The sequence below is a fragment of the Corynebacterium sp. UMB10321 genome (assembly GCF_030228725.1).
Lineage (GTDB): Bacteria > Actinomycetota > Actinomycetes > Mycobacteriales > Mycobacteriaceae > Corynebacterium > Corynebacterium pseudogenitalium.
This window is the reverse complement of record NZ_JASOZC010000013.1, coordinates 1-19,504: the sequence shown is the minus strand read 5'-3', so window position 1 is coordinate 19,504 and position 19,504 is coordinate 1. Positions and strand designations below refer to the sequence as shown.

Sequence of the window (19,504 nt, the reverse complement as noted above, 5' to 3'; positions counted from 1 at the left end):
CACACGCTAGCCTTGGGGCATGACGAACACTCGCTTTCACCCCCAACCGCTCACGCTGCCGGAACATCCGGAGACGGCCAAACAGGTCGAGGCGATGCTGCAGCGCGTCGCGGACTACGACGGCATCGCAGCCTTTTCCGAGCAGTTCCTCAACGGGCTTCACGACGCCCGCCTGGGCCACAACCACCTGGTAGTCAACCAAGGTGACGACGTTGTAGGAGTCGTGGGGTTCGCCCCGGACGGTTCGGCGGAGCTCGCGGTGGATCCGCAGTCGCGAGGTCAGGGGATGGGCCGCAGCCTTGTCGACGCCGCCTTCGCCCACAACCCCGCCGCCGGCCTATGGGCCCACGGCAACCTGCCCGACGCCCACGAGGTCGCACTGCTGCTCGGGCTGCGCCCGGTGCGCGAGCTGCTCGTGATGCGTCTGGACGAGGTGCGCGCTGAACCTGTACAGCTGCCCGAGGGATACGAGGCGTTCAACCTCACCGAGGCGAGCGCAAAGTGGGGCCGTGGGGCCGTCGAAAAGGCGTGGCTGGAGGCCAACAACCAGGCGTTTTCCTGGCACCCGGAGCAAGGCGGCTGGGATACCGAGCGCCTGCACCGCGCGATGGAAGCGGAGTGGTTCGACCCAGCCGGGGTGTGGCTGCTCTACCGCGGCGAGGAGCTTGCGGGCTTCCACTGGACGAAGCGCCACCCGGACGGCACCGGAGAGGTCTACGTTGTCGGCTTGGCGGACGCCTTCCGCGGCCACGGCCTTGGCGGCGTATTGATGGAACTGGGGCTGGTTCACCTCGCGGAGCAGGGAAGCCCGGCCGTGATCCTCTACGTTGAGGCGGACAATGCCCCGGCCGTGAAGCGCTACGAGGAGCTTGGATTCCAGGTCGCGGAGCGCCACGTCGTATATAAAGCAGCGGGGGCAGCGGCGGGTGATTAAACCCAACCGTCACGCAACATTCATGTGAAGTTCACGAATAGGGGCCTTTAGTGTTCACCATCACGCTTTAGCGTTACTCCTCGAACATTAAAGGTCACTATTTCTTGGAAAGGTATTCCACGTGAATTTCAAAAATCAGCGTTCTGCAGCAGTATTCGGTGCATTGGCGGTAGCGTCGGCCGCGTTGGTTGCGTGTGGCAACGGTGCAGACAATGCGGCGGACACCTCCGCAACGGATACCCCCGGTTCCGATGCTGCAGTCGCAGGGGAGTACGAACTTTCCGGCGAAACTGGGCAGCTGCTGGCGGAGGGCGCGTCTTCGCAGCAGAACGCGATGGACTACTTCCGTACCGTGTACGAGGCAGACGTTCCGGGGGCAACGCTTGCGTACAACCCGACTGGTTCCGGCGCTGGCGTGAAGCAGTTCCTGGATAACCAGGTGGTCTTCGCAGGCTCCGACTCGCCACTGAAGGAAGAGGAAGTCGCAAAGGCGGCGGAGCGCTGCGGTGGCAACGAGGCGTGGCACCTGCCGTTCGTGATTGGCCCTGTCGCGGTTGCATACAACCTGGAGGGCGTCGACGAGCTGACGCTGAGCGTCGACAACATCGTGGAGATCTTCCAGGGCGTCATCAAGAACTGGAATGACCCGAAGATTGCGGAGTCCAACCCGGGCGTGGAGCTGCCGGACCAGAAGATCAACGTCGTTTACCGCGCGGATGAGTCGGGTACCTCGGACAACTTCCAGAAGTTCCTGATTGCCGCGTCTGACGGCAAGTGGGAGTCGAAGGGCAAGGCGTTCCCGACGGAGGTCGGCTCCGGCGCGAACGGCTCCACCGGTGTCGCTGACCAGGTGGCAAACACCCCGGGTGCGATCACCTACGTTGAGGCGGGCTTCGCAGACAAGATTGCGAAGGTTGACTTCGGCAACGGCCCGGTTGAGCTGAACTCCACCACCGTGGGCAACGCGCTGGCACACATGAAGTTCTCCACGGAGGGCCACAACATGGTGGTGGACTCGGAGGCACTGTTCGCGTCGAAGGATGCGGATTCCTACCCGCTGATCCTGACCACCTACGAAATTGTGTGCTCGGCTGGCTACGATGCCGCAACCGCTGGCATGGTGCGTGACTTCCTGAACGTGGCGCTGGACTCGCAGGACAGCGAGCTGGAGTCCGAGGGCTTCATCCCGGTGTCGGGCGCGCACGCTGAGCGTCTCCGCGAGGCCATTAACGCGATTCAGTAACAATGGCTACAGCTCAAGTTGAGGCGCGCTCCCGGCGCCGAGCCGGGGACCGCGTCTTCGAGGGCGTATCGACGTCCTCTTCGGTTTTAATCACGCTCATCATTTCTGCGATTGGCGCATTCCTCCTGCTGGAGGCGTTGCCGCCCCTGCTGCGGAACGAAGGCGGCTTCCTCGGGTTCCTGACGTATTCGGGTCCGTGGGAGACGGCGAACTTAGACGCAATGCGTTTCGGTATCCCGAACTTGTTCTTCTCCACGGTGATGATTTCGCTCATCGCGTTGCTCATCGCGATGCCGGTCGCTCTGGGTGTGGCGTTGTTCCTCTCGAGCTTCGCGCCGAAGCGCATGGTGCGCCCGCTCGCGGTGCTGGTGGACTTGCTGGCGGCGGTGCCGTCGATCGTCTACGGCATCTGGGGCGCGAAGGTGCTGGGACCTGCACTGGGCAAGTTTTATGAGTGGGTGCATTCCTGGGGAGGCGACTTCTTCCTCTTCGCGCACTACCAAAACTCGCCGTCGTTCGCGACGGGCCGCAACATCCTGACCGGTGGCATCGTGCTGGCCATCATGATCTTGCCGATCATCGCAGCCACCGCGCGCGAGATCTTCACGCAGACGCCGCGCGGTCTCATCGAGTCTGCGATGGCGTTGGGTGCGACGCGCTGGGACGTGGTGCGGATGACGGTGCTGCCGTTCGGCAAGTCCGGCTTCGTGGCCGGTTCCATGCTGGGGCTGGGCCGCGCGCTGGGCGAGACGATGGCGCTGTACATGGTGGTCTCCCCGGCACCGCTGTTCCGCGGCTCGCTCTTCGACGGCGGCACCACCTTCGCAACCGCGATCGCGAATGCGTCCGCGGAGTTCAATAACCCGATTAGCGCTGGCGCCTACATTGCGGCGGGCTTGGTCCTGTTTGTGATTACGTTTGCGGTCAACGCTGCAGCGCGCGCGATTGTGAGGAGAAGTAAATGACAACAAAGCCTATGTCGCCATTTACCCCCGTGGCGAAGTCGCGCACGATCAAAAGCGCTGTGATGGGCACCCTCGTGGCTGCCACGATGGTGCTGGCGATGCTGCCGCTGCTGTGGCTGCTGGTCACGGTGGTCGGCCGCGGGTGGGACGCCATCAGCGACGTGTCCTGGTGGACCACCGACATGGTCGGTATCCGCGCCACCAAGGAGGGCGGCGGTGCGCTGCACGCGATTGTAGGAACGCTGGCGCAGACATTGGTGGCGTCGATAATTGCGATCCCGATTGGCGTGGCCACAGCGATCTACCTGGTGGAGTATGACAAGGGCGGGAAGCTGGGCAAGCTGACCACGTTCATGGTGGACATCCTGTCAGGTGTGCCGTCGATTGTTGCCGCGCTGTTCATCTACGCGCTGTGGATCACGGTGCTGGGGCAGGCGCGCTCCGGTTTCGCGGTCGCGCTGTCGCTGATCCTGCTGATGCTGCCCGTGGTGGTGCGCAATACGGAGGAGATGCTGCGCGTGGTACCGATGGATCTGCGCGAGGCGTCCTACGCCCTGGGCGTGCCGAAGTGGAAGACCATCGTGCGCGTCGTGGTGCCGACAGCCTTCTCCGGCATCACCACCGGCATCATGCTGGCGATTGCCCGCGTGATGGGCGAGTCCGCGCCGGTGCTGATCCTGGTTGGGTCCACGCCGATCGTGAACTGGGCCGGCATGTTTGGTCAGCCGCAGTCCTCGCTGCCGCTGTTCATGCTGGACATGTGGAAGGCAGGCGGCACGGGTGCGGCCGCCGACAGGCTGTGGGGCTCGGCCCTCACACTGCTCATCATTGTTGTTGTGCTCAACGCCCTCGCGCGGTTGATTGCCGCGAAGTTTTCAGTGAAGAAATAAGGATTACGTGCAATATGTCGAAGCTTCAGATGCGTGACGTCAACATTTACTACGGTGATTTTCACGCGGTGCAGGACGTCACCATGGAGATTCCCGCGCAGGCAGTCACTGCGTTCATCGGCCCTTCGGGCTGTGGCAAGTCAACCGTGCTGCGCACGCTCAACCGCATGCACGAGGTGATCCCGGGCGCCTCCGTGCAGGGCGAGATTATTCTGGACGGCCACAATATTTACGGCAAGGACGTGGACCCGGTGTCGGTGCGAAGCACCGTCGGCATGGTGTTCCAGAAGGCCAACCCGTTCCCGACGATGTCCATCGAGGACAACGTCGTGGCGGGCCTGCGCTTGGCAGGGGTGAAGAACAAGAAGGAGCTCAAGGACGTCGCGGAGCGCTCCCTGCGCGCGGCGAACCTGTGGGACGAGGTCAAGGACCGCCTGGACAAGCCGGGTGGCGGCCTTTCCGGTGGTCAGCAGCAGCGCCTCTGCATCGCGAGGGCCATCGCGGTGCGCCCCGAGGTCTTGCTTATGGACGAGCCCTGCTCCGCCCTCGACCCGATCTCGACCCTGGCCGTGGAGGAACTCATCCACGAGCTGAAGGAGAACTACACCATCGTGATCGTGACACACAACATGCAGCAGGCCGCGCGTGTGTCCGACAAGACGGCGTTCTTCTCCCTGGAAGCAACCGGTAAGCCTGGCCAGCTCATCGAGTTCGACGACACCACCACGATCTTCGAGAACCCGTCACGGCAGGAAACCGAAGACTACATCGCAGGCCGCTTCGGCTAGCCGCTACTTCTTGGCTCTGAACCGCCGCTCGATTGCCGCCAGCTTCGAGTGGCGGTCAAACGCGTCCTCGTCGCGCTGCTTCATGTACTCCTTCGGGTTTAGGCCCGTGACCAGGAAGACGACGCGGCCGGCGACGTTCACGCAGCGGTCCGCGTAGCGCTCGTAGTAGCGGGAGACGAGCGCCACGTCGACGGCCTCCCGCGCAGAGTGTTCCCAGGAGTCAGACGTTGTGATGGCGTTGAGGTAGTCGTGGAGGTCGTCGACACCTTCGTCGATTGCGTTGAGCTCAACGGCGACGTCCGCGTCAGGGTCGAGCAGCAGGTCGTGTGTGATGTTGACCATTTCGTCCACGCGGGCGGCCATCTCAGCGATCGGGGCGTGCTCCGTGTTCGGCAACACGGGGAAGGGGTGGCGCAGCCGCGCCAGCTTCGCAATGTGCTTCGCCATCGCGCCCATCCGCGAGAAGTTCTCCACGATATAGATAGAGGACAGCACCTGGCGCAGGTCTCCCGCCACCGGGTTCTCCAGCGCGAGCAGGCTCATGCTGCGCTCCTCGCAGCGCAGCTTCAGCTCCTTGAGCGGGTCGGACGCGTTGAGGGCATGCTCGGCGTCCTCGAGTGACTGCTCCAACAGCGCGGTGGACGCCAGCTGCATGACCTCGCGCACGGTGTCGCACATCTGCAGCAGGTCGCGGTTGAAGGCTTCGAGGTGTTCACGGTAGGCGGTACGCATGTCCGCCATAGTAATAGGTATGGCCTCATCAACGAGGTAAAAGCCTAGCCGCCGTTGTTCTCGATCTCGGCGCCCTCCGGCACGGTGGCGTCCTCCGGATCGTCGAGCCAGCCCTCAGGCAGCGCAACCTTGGAGGAGGAACCCTGGCGGCCGCGGGCGTCATCGGCGTGCTCGGCGAGTTCTTCGGAGTCCGCGATGGTCGCCAGCAGCGCCCCGAGCTCATCGAGCGTTTCCACCCGGGCCAGGTCCTTGCGGAATTCGCCGCCAACCGGGAATCCGCGCAGGTACCAGCCGGTGTGCTTGCGGATGTCGCGGCAGGCCTGCTGCTCACCGACGTGCTCCGCGAGCAGTTCCGCGTGGCGGGCGATGATGCCGCTGACGCGCCCGAGCGTCGGCTCCGGCGGGATCGGCTCCCCGCGCAGCTGTGCACCGATCTGGGCGAATAGCCACGGCCTGCCCAAGCACCCGCGGCCTACCTCCACGCCGTGGCAGCCGGTTTGCTCCATCATGTCGGTCGCATCCTTGGCAGCGAAGATGTCCCCGTTGCCGATCACCGGCAGCCCCGTGCCGCGCATGTGCTCAACCAGCCGGGCGACCTCATCCCAGTGCGCCGCCCCGGAGTAGCGCTCCGCGGCAGTGCGCGCGTGCAGCGCCACGGCTGCCGCACCTTCCTCGGCGGCGATGCGCCCGGCGTCCATGTGCGTGTGGTGGTCGTCGTCAATCCCGATGCGGAACTTCACCGTAATCGGCACCCCCGAACCTTCCGCCGCGCGGACAGCCGCAGCCACTATGTTGCCGTACAGCCTCCGCTTATACGGGATGGCAGAGCCGCCGCCGCGCCGGGTCACCTTCGGTACCGGGCAGCCGAAGTTCATGTCCACATGGTCGGCGATGTTTTCCTCGACGATCATGCGCACCGCCTCGTACGTGTAGGCGGGGTCCACGGTGTAGAGCTGCATGGAGCGCGGCTGTTCCACATCGGCGAAGCGGATCATCCTGAGCGTTTTCTCGTTGCGCTCGACCATCGCGCGGGCGGTGATCATCTCGCAGACGTACAGCCCGGAGGTGGTGCCGGTGAGCTCCTGCTCAATTTCGCGGCACAGCACGCGGAACGGCATGTTGGTCACGCCGGCCATCGGCGCGAGGAGGACGGGGGAGTTCAGCTCCAGGCCGCCGATGCTCAGATGTGGGTTCATAGTGCCCCCATTGTTCCCGTCACTGCCTGCGCAGTCCAATTCGGATGTCCTTTTTGTTTGTCGACGCCCGCTTCGCCCGGTAGGGGGTATCCAGTGAGGGTGACCTTTCTGGATGTTTGCGTAGTTTTCTGCCGTAAGACCTAAGTCACAATTATGGTGGTGTGATATCTGAATCATCAACACGAAGTGAGGTTTTTAATGAGCGAGCGTATCGCGAGTGACAAGCTGCGCGCCAAGGTCATGACTGCAGAGGAAGCTGCCCAGTTCGTGAACCATGGAGATAAGGTCGGTATCTCGGGATTCACCGGCGCTGGTTACCCGAAGGCAATGCCTGCTGCGATCGCAGCCAAGGCAACCGACGAGCATAACGCTGGCCGGGAGTACGCAATCGACCTGTTCACCGGCGCTTCGACGGCACCGGAGTGCGACGGTGTCCTGGCGGAAGCAAATGCGCTGCGCTACCGAATGCCGTACCAGTCTGACCCGCAGATGCGTAACAAGATCAACGCCGGCGAGATGAAGTTCCAGGACATCCACCTGTCCCACTCCGGCATGATGGTTGAGCAGGGTTTCTTCGGCGACGTGGACGTCGCGATCGTCGAGGCCGTCCGCATTACCGAGGAGGGCAACATCGTGCCTTCCTCGTCGGTCGGCAACTCCGTTGAGTACCTCAACGCTGCGAAGAAGATCATCATCGAGGTCAACGAGTGGCAGTCGCTGGACCTTGAAGGTATGCACGACATTTGGCTCGTGCCACCACTGCCGAACCGCATCCCGATCCCGATTACCAAGGCTGGCGACCGCATCGGTACCACCTACATCGAGATCGATCCGGAGAAGGTCGTCGCCGTCGTCAAGACCAACGCTGAGGACCGCAACGCGCCGTTCAAGGCTCCGGACGAGACCTCTGAGCGCATCGCCGCGAACTTCCTCGACTTCCTCGAGCACGAGGTGCGCCACGGCCGCCTCACCTACGACGGCTACGTTATGCAGTCCGGCGTGGGCAACGTGCCGAACGCTGTGATGGCGGGCCTGATGGACTCGAAGTTTGAGAACATCCAGGCGTACACCGAGGTTATCCAGGATGGCATGGTCGACCTTATCGACGCCGGCAAGATGTCCGTCGCATCCGCAACGTCCTTCTCGCTGTCCCCTGAGTACGCAGACAAGATGAACGCGGAAGCCAAGCGCTACCGCGAGTCCATCATCCTGCGCCCGCAGCAGATCTCGAACCACCCGGAGGTCATCCGCCGCACCGGCCTGATTGCCTCCAACGGCATGATTGAGGCGGACATTTACGGCAACGCGAACTCCACCCACATCAACGGCTCCCGCATCATGAACGCTCTGGGCGGCTCTGGCGACTTCACCCGCAACGCCTACATCTCCTCGTTCATCTCCCCGGCAACCGCGAAGGACGGAGCGATTTCCTCCATCGTCCCGATGGTCTCCCACGTGGACCACACCGAGCACGACGCGATGGTCTTCATCACCGAGTTCGGTGTAGCTGACCTGCGCGGCCTCGCTCCACGTGACCGTGTGGCCAAGATGATCGCGATCGCTCACCCCGACTACCGCCCACTGCTCGAGGAGTACGTGGAGCTGGCGTCGAAGAGCAAGTTCCAGCAGACGCCACACGATCTGCGTCATGCGTTCGACTTCCATACCCGCATCATGGAAACCGGCACGATGAAGAAGTAGCGCCAGCTACGACACCGCATCCGGGCCCGTCGGCGAGGCAGCAACCTCGATGCCGACGGGCCCGTCGACGTGTACGACCGCAATCACCGTGCGCTGCGGCAGCGCGCCGGGTAGCGGTTCGTGCAGCAGGACATCGAGGAGGTGCTCCGCGGCGTCGATCGAGAGGTGCTCGGTTGGTTCGTCGAGCAGCAGGATGGGGGCGTCGCTGACCAGGGCGCGGGCCAGCAGCAGTCGGCGGCGCTGCCCGGAGGACAGCGAGTCTGCGCCGTTAGCCAGCATGAAATCCAGGCCGAACTCGAAGCCGGTCGCCTCCAGTGCCTCCGCCATGCGGGCGTCGCTGGCGTCGCCGTTGGCAACCAGCAGGTTCTCCCGCACCGTCGTGGCGAACACCCATGCGTCCTCCGCGAACAGGCGCGCACCCTCCGCGATGGCCGCCGTCCCGCCGGCGACGGGCAGCAGGCCGGCGAGCGTTTCCAGCATCGTGGTCTTGCCGCAGCCGGAAGGCCCGCGCACCAGCATCCGCTGGCCGGGGGCAAGCTCGAAGTCCCATGCTTGGTCGCCGTAGACGGTGCGCAGCGCCTCCGCCCGCACGGCCACGCCGGTCTCCGGGTGGGGGAGGGGTCCGCCGCTGAGCTTCGTTGTCTCTTCGGCGCGGTCCGCGACCTCGCGCAGGCGGTGGGCACTGCGCTTCGCCTGGTCCGCGTGCACCGCAGCCCCCGCGAGTGGGCCGTGCGCCTCAAAGGCCGCCAGCGGCAGCATTACCAGCATGCCCAGCCACACCGGGTTGCCCGTATACGTCTCGACGGCCAACCACGTGATGAGCAGTGCGCAGATGCCCGTGGCCCACGCCTGGATTGCAGACGCGGTGGCCTCCGGGCGCGTGGATTGAGCCCACGCCTTGCTCGCATCCGCCGAGGCCTGCGCGGCTTGCTCTATCAGCGCGTCGCCCTTGCCAGCGACGGCGTACTCCACCCTGTCGTGCAGCACCGAGTCGAGCTGCAGCGTGAAAGCGTTTTCTGCCTCGACAAGGAAGGTGTTGCGCGAAGCGCGCGTCGCTAAGTAGGGGATGAGCAGGCCCGTGAGCGCGAACCCACCCGCCATGATCACCGCCGCAAGGGGGTGCAGCACCGCCGCGCCCACGATGGCTACCACCGTGAGCACCACGGCGACGCCACGCGGGACGAGCGTGCGCACGATGTAATCCGTCACGCGCTCCGTATCCGCCACCAGCAGCGCCTGGCCCTCGCCGCGGCCCACACGGCCGGCGGCCGCCTGGGCGTCGTACATGGTGGCGCGCAGCGTCGTCAGCGCGCGCAGGCCCAGCTTGTGCGCCACCAACCGGTCAAGGTAGCGGAACACCGCTCGCGAAATACCCAACGTGCGCACAGCCGTCACCGCCACCGAGAGGTCCAACACCGGCGGCATCTCCCACGCGCGCGTAATCAGCCAGCCGGACAGTACCGTCAGGCTCAGCGCCGCCAGAAGCGTGATCGCACCGGCGATGATCGGGCTGATCAGGTCGCGGGGACGCACCTGCGCGATGCGCAGCAAAAACTTCAAGTCACTCATACCTGCACCACCTGGTCCGCGGCGTCGAGTACCCGCTGGTCATGGGACGCAACCAGCACCGCAGCGCCCCGCTGCGCCAGCCCGCGCATCCTTCGTATCACTTCGTCAACTAACTCGGGGGAGAGGTGCGCGGTCGGCTCGTCCAACACGAACACGTCCGCATCCGCGGCGAACGTGCGCGCAATGCCGACGCGCTGTCGCTGGCCTGCGGAAATGCCGTCCCCATATGGGCCGACAGCATGTGCCTCGGACACGCCCACCAGGCTGACGTCCCCGCGCGCGCCGAACAGAGCCACGTTCGAGCCCACGGTCCCAGGCTCCATCGCCGGGGTCGCAGGCAGATACGCCACCTTCTTCTCGACGCCCACTTCGCCCCCAACCATTGCATCCGGCAACTGGCCCAGCACCGCCAACAGCGTGGTTGACTTACCAGAACCATTTGCGCCGGTCAGCACCGTGACCTGGCCGCGCGGGGCATCAAACGTCAGACCGTCCGGGCGTACGCCGTCGCGCCCACGCACGCTCAGGTTGCGTACCTGCACACCGGGTTCCTCGGCGATGTAGGAGCCGGTGGTGGCGGAGGGGGCGTCGAGAAGCTCGAGGACGCGCTCGGCAGCGCTCAGGCCGTCGGCTGCGGCGTGGTAGCTTGCGCCGACCCTACGGATCGGTGCGAAAACCTCCGGGACGATGATGAGCACCGTCAGCCCGGCCAGCAGCGTGATCGAACCGGTCACCAGCCGCAGGCCGATGCTCACCGCGACCAACGCCACCGACAGCGTCGCGATGAACTCCAATGCGAACGAGGACAGGAATGCCAGTCGTAGCACTCCCATCGTGGAGTCCGCGTGTTTTTGGCCCGTTTGGCGGATCTGCTGCGCAGGACGCTTCGTGGCGTGCAGAGCGCGCAGTGTCGGGGCACCTGCCAACAGGTCCGACAGTTGAGCTCCCAGCCCAGCTGTGACCTCGAGTCGGCGCTTGGTGTGATCCGCCGTCAACTTGCCGATCAGCACCATAAACATCGGAATCAACGGCAGCGTAATCAGGCAAAACACGCCAGAGATCCAGTCGAAGTAGAAGATGACGGCGACCACGATTGGGGTGCCGATGGCCGTCGAAAAGAGGGCAGGGAGGAACTCCGTGAGATATGGGCGGAAGTCCGTAATGCCGCGCGTGAGCACATGGCTCCACGTTGCCGAATCCTGCTCCACCGCGCGCGGGTCCTGCTTCGCCAACGCCCGCAGCGCCTTCGTCCGCAAGTCCTCTACAACGCCGCCGACCGCATCGGCGGACCAGCGCTGCGCTACCCACGACAACACGCCGTGGGCCACAACAACGCCAGCAAGCGCCAACAGCAACGAGGCACGCGGAACCGCGCGCTCCGTCACCGCCGACGCTGCGACAATCCCAATCAAAATACCCCGGGCCACCAGCAGCAACGTGTCTGTAGCTTGCGCAACGCCCGTGCGCACAATGAGTTGGCGCACGGGCGGAACGAGGCGAAGTAGCCGGGGGTCAATCGGCGAGGCCATAGCCTAGACCGACACCCTCTTCCGGAACGCCCAGTAGGTCCAAATCTGACCTGCCAGGACGATCGGGGTGAGGCACACAGCCGCCCACGTCATCACCTTCAAGGTGTACGGCGAGGAGGACGCGTTGCGGATATCCCAGCCAGCGAACAGGTCGCTTGTCGACGGCATCACGTCCGGGAATAGCGAACCGAAGAGAACGATCGCGCAGCAGATAATGGCAAACGCCGTCATCCAGAACGCCAATCCATCACGGTTGCCAGCGATGCCAACCACCGAAACGATCAGGCCGACCGCCGCGAGTGCCAGCGGGATCCAGGTCCAGCCAGCGCCCAGCGTGAGCTGGATCCACAGCAGGTACGCTGCGCCAACCACAATCGCCGGGCCAGCGATGAACTTCTTTGCAAACGCGTGCATCTCAGCACGCAGCGGATCGTGGGACTTAAACCCAAGGAACGTCGCACCGTGCAGCATGAACAGCAGCACGAACGCCACGCCGCCCAGCAGGCCGAGCGGGTTGAGCAGGCCAAGGAAGCCGTCATAGAAGGAGTCCAGGCGGCCCTGCTCGTTGAGCGGAACGCCCATCACGATGTTCGTGAAACCAACGCCCCACAGCAGCGTAGGCAGGTAGGAGCCAAACGCCGTGCCGGCGTCGCAAAGCCTGCGCCACTTCAGCGTGTCCACCTTGACTCGCCACTCCAAGCTCACGCCGCGGACAATCAGGCCCATAAGGATGAGCACCAGCGGCAGGTAAAAGCCGGAAAACAGCGTGGCGTACCACTCCGGGAACGCCGCGAAAATCGCCGCGCCGCCCGTAATGAGCCACACCTCGTTGCCGTCCCAGATCGGGCCAATCGTCCTGATCGCAGCCGTACGACGACGGTCGTTCTCGATCTCATCGCCCTTCATGAACGGCAACAACATGCCAACACCGAAGTCAAAGCCCTCCAACACGAAGTAGCCGGTGAAGAACACTCCGATGATCACAAACCAAAGCACTTGCAAGTCCATGATTTATAGCTCCTTGTTGTCCGCAGTGGTTGTGGTTGCGCCGGACTCCTGCGAAGACTTGAAGCTCAACGGCTCCAACTCGGTCTCGGCGTTCGGACCGTAGAGCACATCCTTCAGGCGCTTGGAGTCGCCCTCGTGCAGTCCAGGCTGGTCCATGCCCTTACGGACCTGACGCTGAATGAGCCACACCCACAGCACCGCACCGATGCCGTAGAGCACCGTGAACAGCACCATAGAGAGCAGTACCTGCCACGGCTGGTGGTCAGAAACACCGAAGTCCAGCAGCATGTGAATGTTCTGCTCCATACCCGGATGGTCCCCACCCTGGAACGCAGGGTTCGGATGGACGATCCACGGCTGACGGCCCATCTCAGTGAAGATCCAGCCCGAAATGTTCGACAGCCATGGAGCCGGCAGCGCCACCAGGCACAAGGTGCCCAGCCACTTCGCAGTAGGCACGCGCTTGCCGCGGGTTACCCACAGGCCTACCAGCGCCATCACGACGGAAACGACGATGAAGAAGATCATCATGCGGAAGGACCAGTACGTCACGAACAGGTTCGGGGTGTAGTTGCCCGGGCCGTACAGCGACTCGTAGTACTGCTGCAGATCCAGCACGCCCTGCAGCTCAACGCCGGAAAACTTGCCTTGTGCCAGGAACGGAAGCACAAATGGCAGGCCGATCAGCTGGGTTGCGGACTCGCAGTCGTTGTACGTCGAGATAGAAAGCACCGAGAAGTGCGGATCCAGCTCGGTGTGGCACAGTGCCTCTGCCGACGCCATCTTCATCGGCTGCTGCGTAAACATCAGCTTGGCCAGCTCATCACCAGTCAGCGTGATGAGCACCGTCGCAGCGAGGATGACCCACGCACCGAAGCGGGTGCAGGAACGCCACACCGTCGCGGCATCCCCATCCGGATCGCCCTTGCGGGCCTCGCGAATCATCCACCAGCCAGCGACGCCACACACCAACGTGCCCGCGAGCATCCAAGCGCCGAACACCGCGTGCGGGAATGCCCACAGCACCGTTGGGTTCGTCAGCAACGCCTTGAAGGAAACCAGCTCAGCGCGGTTCGTTTCCGGGTTGAACACAGCGCCCACCGGGTGCTGCATGAACGAGTTTGCGGTAATAATCCAGAACGCCGAGATGTTCACGGCGATCGAAACAATCCAGATTGACGCAAGGTGTGCCCACTTCGGCAACCTGCCCCAACCGAAAATCCAGACGCCGAGGAAGACGGATTCAAAGAAGAATGCCGTCAGGCCCTCGAAGGCGAGCGGTGCACCAAACACGTCTCCCACGAACGAGGAGTATTCAGACCAGTTCAAGCCGAACTGGAACTCCTGGACGATGCCGGTGACAACGCCCATTGCGAAGTTAATGAGGAAGATGTTTCCGAAGAAACGGGTCGCGCGGTACCAGCGCTCGTCGCCAGTCTTGTGCCAGATGCTTTGCATGATCGCAACCATCGGCGCGAGTCCCATGGTCAGTGGGACGAAAAGGTAGTGATAGACCGTCGTAATGCCGAACTGCCACCTTGACAGATCGACTAAATCTAGCGGCATTGTGACTCCTTCAACGTAAACAACCAATAAAGGTTATGGTCATATATTTACCGTAGCAGGCGCCGAAAACCCCTAACTTCCAGGGAGTATGACCATATATGGGGGTAGCGTCCTGAAGGGTCATTTCGGGGTGGGTTTACGATTTCGGCCCACCCTTGAGTTGTGCTAAGTTGTTGCGCACGGGCCTTTAGCTCAGTTGGTAGAGCTACGGACTTTTAATCCGCAGGTCGCGGGTTCGATCCCCGCAGGGCCCACATTCAGCGCCACGCGACTTCGGTCGGTGGCGCTTTTTGTTGGATGCAGAGTGGCTTGAGTCGGCGCGCCCCTTGAAAACTTGCTATGTACTGGTGATTTGTGATGTTATTCTGCATCGGCTTATGATGGTCGAGCTGTTAACGCAGCGGGCCCCCATCGTCTAGAGGCCTAGGACTCCGCCCTTTCACGGCGGCAACACGGGTTCGAATCCCGTTGGGGGTACTTCAGCCGCAAGGTTGAAACACAAAAACATATGGCCCTGTGGCGCAGTTGGTTAGCGCGCCGCCCTGTCACGGCGGAGGTCGCGGGTTCAAGTCCCGTCAGGGTCGCCATGTTTGAAGAGTCGGAACGGAAACGTTCCGGCTCTTTTTATTTTGTCCAACCTGCCTACATGAAGAGGTGAAGTGGCGTCGAAAAATATGGTTTGTGCTGGCGATTTGCTTGTGTTCGAGAGCTCTGTGTAAAGTATCAACTCGTGCAAGCGACCGTGTAGCGGCCGTGAGTACGAAACTGAATAAGGCCCTGTGGCGCAGTTGGTTAGCGCGCCGCCCTGTCACGGCGGAGGTCGCGGGTTCAAGTCCCGTCAGGGTCGCGAACAGCACTTGTGTTGTTCTGGCCAGATAGCTCAGTCGGTAGAGCACACGCCTGAAAAGTGTGGGGTCGCCAGTTCGATCCTGGCTCTGGCCACACTCCAACCCCTTCACTGCGGTGGAGGGGTTTTGTGTTTCTGTCCCCGAGGATTGGAGCGTTGATTTGTCGCAGCACGACGCAGTACAGCCCGAGCTGAAGAGGAATGACCAGGAGTCCCGCTACGAGATATTTGTCGACGGGCAATTGGCCGGGTTTGCCACGTACGCTGACGTCGACGGTGCGCGGGAGCTGCCACATACGGTGGTGGACCCGAAGTTCCGCGGCCAGGGCCTCTCGAAGCCGCTGATGCAGTTCGCGCTTGACGACGCCCGCTCCGAGGGTCTCAACGTTATTCCGACGTGCCCCGCTGTGGCGCGCTACATTGCGCAGAACCCGGAGTACGCGGACCTCGTCAAGTAGCGCGGATTAGATGACGTAGCTGCCCGGGTCGAAGTACTTGTCGGGGTCGACGAGGTGCTTTGTTTCGCACTCTTGGCGCTCCCTGACCTTGGCAGGAATGCCGACGGCGATGGAGTTCGCCGGGATCGATTTTGTGACGACGGCATTCGCCCCAACCGCTGTGTTGTCTCCGATTGTGATGGGGCCGAGGACCTTCGCCCCGGCACCGATGGTGACGTTGTTGCCGATGGTGGGGTGGCGCTTCGTCTGTGTAAGCACCTGTCCGCCGAGCGTTACGCCGTGGTAGAGCATGACGCCGTCGCCGATTTCGGTAGTCTCACCGATGACGATGCCCATGCCGTGGTCGATGAAGAAGCGTCGGCCGATGGTGGCGCCGGGGTGAATCTCAATACCGGTGAAGAAGCGGTTGGCCTGGGCGAGCACACGCGCGGGCCCTTTCAGGTTGCGTTGCCACATCCAGTGGCACACGCGGTGAGTCCAAATGGCGTGGAGCCCTGAGTAGACGATGGCGTTCTCGAGGTCGCCTCGCGCCGCCGGGTCGTGGTCCCTCGCGTTGGCAAGGTCCTCGCGGATCATTTGAATCACGCGGATGGCCGTTTTGATCATGTGGCGATCCTATCAACGACCACCCGCGGGGTGGCGTCGTGCCCGTTGGGTCTAGTCGCGGATGTCTTCGTAGAGCACGGTGGAGACGTAGCGCTCGCCGAAGTCCGGAATGATCACGACGATCGTCTTGCCTTCGTTCTCGTCGCGAGCGGCGAGTTCGAGCGCCGCCTTGAGGTTTGCGCCCGCCGAGATGCCGCCGAGGACACCGTCCTTCATCGCAAGTTCGCGTGAGGTGGCGACGGCGTCTTCGTTTGAGACTGTAATAATCTCGTCGATGACGTTGCGGTCGAACGTGCCAGGGATGAAGTTCGCACCGAGGCCCTGAATCTTGTGCGGGCCTGCCTCGCCGGTGGACAGCAGTGGGGAAGCAGCTGGCTCAACTGCGACGGCCTTGATGGATTCCTTCTGCTCTTTGAGGTACTTCGCAGAGCCAGAGATCGTGCCACCTGTGCCGACGCCGGCAACCACAATGTCGACCTCCCCATCAGTGTCGTTCCAAATCTCGGGGCCGGTGGTCTCGTAGTGGACCTGCGGGTTGGCTTCATTTTCGAACTGGCTGGCCAGGATTGCGTTGTCCGTCGTCTCGACGATCTCGTTCGCCTTATCGACGGCCCCCTTCATGCCTGCCGCGCCTGGCGTCAATACGATCTCTGCCCCGTACGCGCGAAGGACCACGCGACGCTCCTGCGACATTGTTTCCGGCATGGTCAGGATGACTTTGTAGCCCTTCGCGGCGCCGGTGAGTGCAAGTGCGATGCCGGTGTTGCCCGATGTCGCTTCCACGATGGTGCCGCCTGGCTTCAGTTCGCCGGAGGCTTCCGCCGCGCGGACGATTGCGTCACCAATACGGTCCTTGACGGAATTTGCCGGGTTGTAAAACTCAAGTTTTGCTAGGACGCGTGCCTTGAGCCCGTCAGTGATGCCGTTGAGCTCTACGAGCGGCGTATTGCCGATGAGGTCCAATACTGACTTTGCGATCTTTGCCATGAAAATAACTCCTTTACCTGTATGTTTCGCTTACGTTGCGTTCTTGTTGCGCGATTATACACTCGCGACATGAACCAGCTAGTCTTTGTCAAATAGACCGATTTGTTCACCTACTTCCGGGGTTGTGTTTCTGTGAATGTGTGGCAAGTGCAAAGTTTGGCTACCCCCGAAAACGCGTTATGATGAAAGGGCTTTGAGTCAAGTTCGACAAGCAGTGTCCCTAAACAGGGGACACTCGAACGGGTGGAAAGCGAGAGATCATTGACCGACGCACAGTGCCTTAAGGAAGACGACGACGCCATCCGGGCAGCGTTGACCACGCTGAAAACCGCAACCGGTATCCCCGTAGCCATGTATGGCACCCTCCTGGCGGATAACCGTTTGCAGATCACGCAATGGATCGGACTACGGACTCCAGCCCTGCAGGAGCTTGTCATTGAGTCAGGTGCCGGTGTAGGTGGAAGGGTCGTCGCTACGCGCCGCGCGGTGGGTATTTCCGACTACACACGCGCGAATGTCATCTCCCACGAGTACGACAAGCAGATTCAAGACGAAGGCCTGCACTCCATCGTTGCAGTCCCGGTAATTACCCAGCGCGAGATCCGTGGCGTCCTCTACGTGGGTGTGCACTCGCCGGTGCGTTTGGGCGACAAGGTGATTGAAGAGGTTGCTATGACGGCTCGCTGTCTCGAGCAGGACCTCGCGGTCAATACCGTCCTGAGGCAGGGCGACGGCGCGCGCGCCGGACAGAAGACGGGTCGCGTTATGAACAGTGCTGAGTGGGAGCAGGTTCGCTCCACGCACTCGAAGCTGCGCATGCTAGCAAATCGTGTGGGCGATGAAAATCTTCGCAAGGAAATCGAGCAGCTGTGTGACCAGATGGTTTCCCCGGTGCGCGTGAAGCAGACGACGAAGCTTTCCGCTCGTGAACTCGACGTTCTTTCCTGTGTTGCGCTCGGCCATACCAATGTTGAGGCCGCGGCCGAGATGGGGATCGGTGCCGAGACGGTGAAGTCCTACCTCCGCAGCGTGATGCGCAAGCTTGGGGCACACACCCGCTACGAGGCCGTTAACGCAGCTCGTCGCATCGGGGCGTTGCCGTAACCGTTGTTGGGTACGCTGGGTTCCGTGAAAGAACGATTTTTAGTCTCTGGCGGTACCCGGCTTGAAGGCGTCGTAAAGGTAGACGGCGCCAAGAACAGCGTGTTGAAGCTCATGGCGGCAGCGCTGCTCGCCGAAGGTACAACAACGCTATTTAACTGCCCCGAAATTCTCGACGTCCCCCTCATGCGGGACGTCCTCGTCGGACTCGGCTGCTCCGTAGATATCGACGGCACCGTGGTCACCATCCACACTCCTGCTGAGGTTTCTCCCCACGCCGACTTCGAAGCCGTCCGGCAATTCCGCGCCTCCGTTGCGGTGCTTGGCCCGCTCGTCGCCCGCTGCGGCGAGGCGTATGTTGCCCTTCCTGGTGGCGACGCGATTGGGTCCCGACCTCTAGATATGCACCAGTCTGGCCTGGAGAAGCTCGGGGCGACGACACACATCGAGCACGGAGCCGTTGTTGCCCGCGCCCAGCAGCTGCACGGCGCGGACATCGCACTCGACTTCCCCTCGGTTGGTGCGACCGAGAACATCATTACCGCGGCAGTACTTGCTGAGGGGCGTACTACTCTCTCCAACGCGGCACGTGAACCGGAGATCGTCGACCTTTGCGACATGCTCCGGGCCATGGGGGCGAAGATCGAGGGTGCGGGAACGTCGACAATTGTTATCGATGGCGTCCAAAAGCTGGAGCCGACGCAACACACCGTGGTTGGCGACCGGATTGTTGCCGGAACCTGGGCTTACGCAGCTGCAATTACTCAGGGCGATATCACGGTATCCGGCATTGCACCAGGTCACCTGCACCTTCCTTTGCAGAAGATCAAGCTGGCTGGCGCGCAGGTGGAGACTTACGACAACGGTTTCCGCGTACGCATGAACCAACGCCCCAAGGCCGTCGACTACCAGACGCTGCCGTTCCCCGGCTTCCCGACAGACCTGCAACCGATGGCGATTGCACTTTCCGCGGTAGCCGACGGCGTTTCAGTCATTACGGAGAACGTCTTCGAAGCGCGCTTCCGGTTTGTCGACGAAATGATGCGCCTCGGCGCTGACGCCAACATCGATGGCCACCATGTGGCTCTTCGTGGCGTTTCGACGCTCTCCTCCACGGATGTATGGAGCTCTGACATTCGTGCGGGCGCGGGACTCGTCCTCGCTGGCCTTGTCGCGGAAGGGCAGACCACGGTGCACGATGTCTACCACATTGACCGTGGTTACCCGCGATTTGTGGAGCAGCTCAATGAACTCGGTGCGAAGGTGCAACGAGCAAACGATTAGAACGCTTAAAAACCGGTCCCTCCCAGGCGATTTGTGTTGTTTGTTGGTTCGTGGTTAAGTTATCCCTCGTTGCCGACGAGCGGCCTGGCCGCTTGGAGGG

17 protein-coding genes and 5 tRNA genes are annotated in these 19,504 nt (G+C 62.5%); 14 read left to right on the top strand and 8 right to left on the bottom strand.

Annotation, left to right across the window (positions count from 1 at the left end; genetic code table 11):
* Positions 1-19: 19 nt before the first annotated feature.
* The 5 genes from mshD to pstB all read left to right on the top strand — a co-directional run bounded on the left by mshD (position 20) and on the right by pstB (position 4,820).
* A complete protein-coding gene (mshD, locus tag QP752_RS10310; RefSeq protein WP_256005460.1) occupies positions 20-934 on the top strand; it encodes a mycothiol synthase in 915 nt (304 codons plus the stop codon).
* A 121-nt stretch (positions 935-1,055) separates the two neighbouring features.
* Positions 1,056-2,177, top strand: a complete 1,122-nt coding sequence (gene pstS, locus QP752_RS10305; protein ID WP_070361948.1) for a phosphate ABC transporter substrate-binding protein PstS — start codon at positions 1,056-1,058, stop codon at positions 2,175-2,177.
* Positions 2,178-2,179: 2 nt separating this feature from the next.
* Positions 2,180-3,142 (top strand): phosphate ABC transporter permease subunit PstC, encoded by a 963-nt coding sequence (gene pstC / locus QP752_RS10300; RefSeq protein ID WP_284805439.1) that lies wholly within the window; start codon positions 2,180-2,182, stop codon positions 3,140-3,142.
* 62 nt (positions 3,143-3,204) lie between these two features.
* Positions 3,205-4,032, top strand: a complete 828-nt coding sequence (pstA, locus tag QP752_RS10295; protein WP_141742207.1) for a phosphate ABC transporter permease PstA — start codon at positions 3,205-3,207, stop codon at positions 4,030-4,032.
* A gap of 14 nt (positions 4,033-4,046) precedes the next feature.
* Positions 4,047-4,820: a phosphate ABC transporter ATP-binding protein PstB gene (gene pstB / locus QP752_RS10290; RefSeq protein ID WP_070361951.1), complete on the top strand. Its 774-nt coding sequence runs from the start codon at positions 4,047-4,049 to the stop codon at positions 4,818-4,820.
* 3 nt (positions 4,821-4,823) lie between these two features.
* Here pstB and QP752_RS10285 read toward each other — a convergent pair whose 3' ends face one another.
* Both QP752_RS10285 and dusB read right to left on the bottom strand, forming a co-directional pair.
* Positions 4,824-5,552: a PhoU domain-containing protein gene (locus QP752_RS10285; protein ID WP_070363440.1), complete on the bottom strand. Its 729-nt coding sequence runs from the start codon at positions 5,550-5,552 to the stop codon at positions 4,824-4,826.
* Positions 5,553-5,596: 44 nt separating this feature from the next.
* Entirely contained in the window at positions 5,597-6,748 is a 1,152-nt protein-coding gene (gene dusB / locus QP752_RS10280; RefSeq protein WP_284805438.1) for a tRNA dihydrouridine synthase DusB, read from the bottom strand.
* Positions 6,749-6,946: 198 nt separating this feature from the next.
* On the opposite strand from dusB, the gene QP752_RS10275 reads away from it, so the two are divergent.
* A complete protein-coding gene (locus tag QP752_RS10275; protein WP_070361953.1) occupies positions 6,947-8,449 on the top strand; it encodes an acetyl-CoA hydrolase/transferase family protein in 1,503 nt (500 codons plus the stop codon).
* Between the two features lie 6 nt (positions 8,450-8,455).
* Here the strand turns inward: QP752_RS10275 and cydC are convergent, their stop codons facing one another.
* Genes cydC through QP752_RS10255 form a run of 4 tightly spaced genes read right to left on the bottom strand, consistent with a single transcriptional unit; the run spans position 8,456 to position 14,121 of the window.
* The gene (gene cydC, locus QP752_RS10270; RefSeq protein ID WP_284805437.1) at positions 8,456-10,018 is read right to left on the bottom strand and encodes a thiol reductant ABC exporter subunit CydC; all 1,563 of its coding nucleotides are present in this window, start codon (positions 10,016-10,018) and stop codon (positions 8,456-8,458) included.
* Positions 10,015-11,547 (bottom strand): ABC transporter ATP-binding protein/permease, encoded by a 1,533-nt coding sequence (locus tag QP752_RS10265; RefSeq protein WP_284805436.1) that lies wholly within the window; start codon positions 11,545-11,547, stop codon positions 10,015-10,017. Before QP752_RS10265 ends, cydC begins: the two co-directional genes overlap by 4 nt.
* Positions 11,548-11,550: 3 nt before the next feature.
* Positions 11,551-12,555, bottom strand: coding sequence for a cytochrome d ubiquinol oxidase subunit II (cydB, locus tag QP752_RS10260; RefSeq protein WP_070361956.1), 1,005 nt, complete (start codon positions 12,553-12,555; stop codon positions 11,551-11,553).
* Between the two features lie 3 nt (positions 12,556-12,558).
* Positions 12,559-14,121: a cytochrome ubiquinol oxidase subunit I gene (locus QP752_RS10255; protein WP_284805435.1), complete on the bottom strand. Its 1,563-nt coding sequence runs from the start codon at positions 14,119-14,121 to the stop codon at positions 12,559-12,561.
* A 181-nt stretch (positions 14,122-14,302) separates the two neighbouring features.
* Between QP752_RS10255 and QP752_RS10250 the strand changes: the two genes are divergently transcribed.
* From QP752_RS10250 to QP752_RS10225, 6 genes are all read left to right on the top strand, one after another.
* Positions 14,303-14,375 (top strand) — tRNA-Lys (locus QP752_RS10250).
* Positions 14,376-14,525: 150 nt separating this feature from the next.
* Positions 14,526-14,598 (top strand) — tRNA-Glu (locus tag QP752_RS10245).
* Between the two features lie 33 nt (positions 14,599-14,631).
* A tRNA-Asp gene (locus QP752_RS10240) sits at positions 14,632-14,708 on the top strand.
* 186 nt (positions 14,709-14,894) lie between these two features.
* Positions 14,895-14,968: transfer RNA gene (locus QP752_RS10235), tRNA-Asp, on the top strand.
* 22 nt (positions 14,969-14,990) lie between these two features.
* A tRNA-Phe gene (locus QP752_RS10230) sits at positions 14,991-15,063 on the top strand.
* Positions 15,064-15,129: 66 nt separating this feature from the next.
* Positions 15,130-15,426: a GNAT family N-acetyltransferase gene (locus tag QP752_RS10225; protein WP_070361958.1), complete on the top strand. Its 297-nt coding sequence runs from the start codon at positions 15,130-15,132 to the stop codon at positions 15,424-15,426.
* 6 nt (positions 15,427-15,432) lie between these two features.
* On the opposite strand, the gene epsC is transcribed toward QP752_RS10225, so the two are convergent.
* On the bottom strand, positions 15,433-16,032 hold the full coding sequence (gene epsC, locus QP752_RS10220; protein WP_070478055.1) for a serine O-acetyltransferase EpsC: 600 nt from the start codon (positions 16,030-16,032) through the stop codon (positions 15,433-15,435).
* A 51-nt stretch (positions 16,033-16,083) separates the two neighbouring features.
* Positions 16,084-17,019: a cysteine synthase A gene (gene cysK / locus QP752_RS10215; RefSeq protein ID WP_256008638.1), complete on the bottom strand. Its 936-nt coding sequence runs from the start codon at positions 17,017-17,019 to the stop codon at positions 16,084-16,086.
* Between the two features lie 243 nt (positions 17,020-17,262).
* Here cysK and ramA point away from each other — a divergent pair, with 243 nt between their 5' ends.
* Positions 17,263-18,123, top strand: coding sequence for an acetate metabolism transcriptional regulator RamA (ramA, locus tag QP752_RS10210; protein ID WP_284805434.1), 861 nt, complete (start codon positions 17,263-17,265; stop codon positions 18,121-18,123).
* A gap of 24 nt (positions 18,124-18,147) precedes the next feature.
* Entirely contained in the window at positions 18,148-19,404 is a 1,257-nt protein-coding gene (gene murA / locus QP752_RS10205) for a UDP-N-acetylglucosamine 1-carboxyvinyltransferase (RefSeq protein WP_070361962.1), read from the top strand.
* Positions 19,405-19,504 lie beyond the last annotated feature (100 nt).

Excerpts from the sequence above, each read along its gene's own strand:
- mshD (WP_256005460.1), top strand. The coding sequence starts at position 20 with ATGACGAACACTCGCTTTCACCCCCAACCGCTCACGCTGCCGGAACAT.
- pstC (WP_284805439.1), top strand. The coding sequence starts at position 2,180 with ATGGCTACAGCTCAAGTTGAGGCGCGCTCCCGGCGCCGAGCCGGGGAC.
- pstA (WP_141742207.1), top strand. The coding sequence starts at position 3,205 with ATGGGCACCCTCGTGGCTGCCACGATGGTGCTGGCGATGCTGCCGCTG.
- pstB (WP_070361951.1), top strand. The coding sequence starts at position 4,047 with ATGTCGAAGCTTCAGATGCGTGACGTCAACATTTACTACGGTGATTTT.
- QP752_RS10285 (WP_070363440.1), bottom strand. The coding sequence starts at position 5,552 with ATGCGTACCGCCTACCGTGAACACCTCGAAGCCTTCAACCGCGACCTG.
- dusB (WP_284805438.1), bottom strand. The coding sequence starts at position 6,748 with ATGAACCCACATCTGAGCATCGGCGGCCTGGAGCTGAACTCCCCCGTC.
- QP752_RS10275 (WP_070361953.1), top strand. The coding sequence starts at position 6,947 with ATGAGCGAGCGTATCGCGAGTGACAAGCTGCGCGCCAAGGTCATGACT.
- cydC (WP_284805437.1), bottom strand. The coding sequence starts at position 10,018 with ATGAGTGACTTGAAGTTTTTGCTGCGCATCGCGCAGGTGCGTCCCCGC.
- QP752_RS10265 (WP_284805436.1), bottom strand. The coding sequence starts at position 11,547 with ATGGCCTCGCCGATTGACCCCCGGCTACTTCGCCTCGTTCCGCCCGTG.
- cydB (WP_070361956.1), bottom strand. The coding sequence starts at position 12,555 with ATGGACTTGCAAGTGCTTTGGTTTGTGATCATCGGAGTGTTCTTCACC.
- QP752_RS10255 (WP_284805435.1), bottom strand. The coding sequence starts at position 14,121 with ATGCCGCTAGATTTAGTCGATCTGTCAAGGTGGCAGTTCGGCATTACG.
- epsC (WP_070478055.1), bottom strand. The coding sequence starts at position 16,032 with ATGATCAAAACGGCCATCCGCGTGATTCAAATGATCCGCGAGGACCTT.
- cysK (WP_256008638.1), bottom strand. The coding sequence starts at position 17,019 with ATGGCAAAGATCGCAAAGTCAGTATTGGACCTCATCGGCAATACGCCG.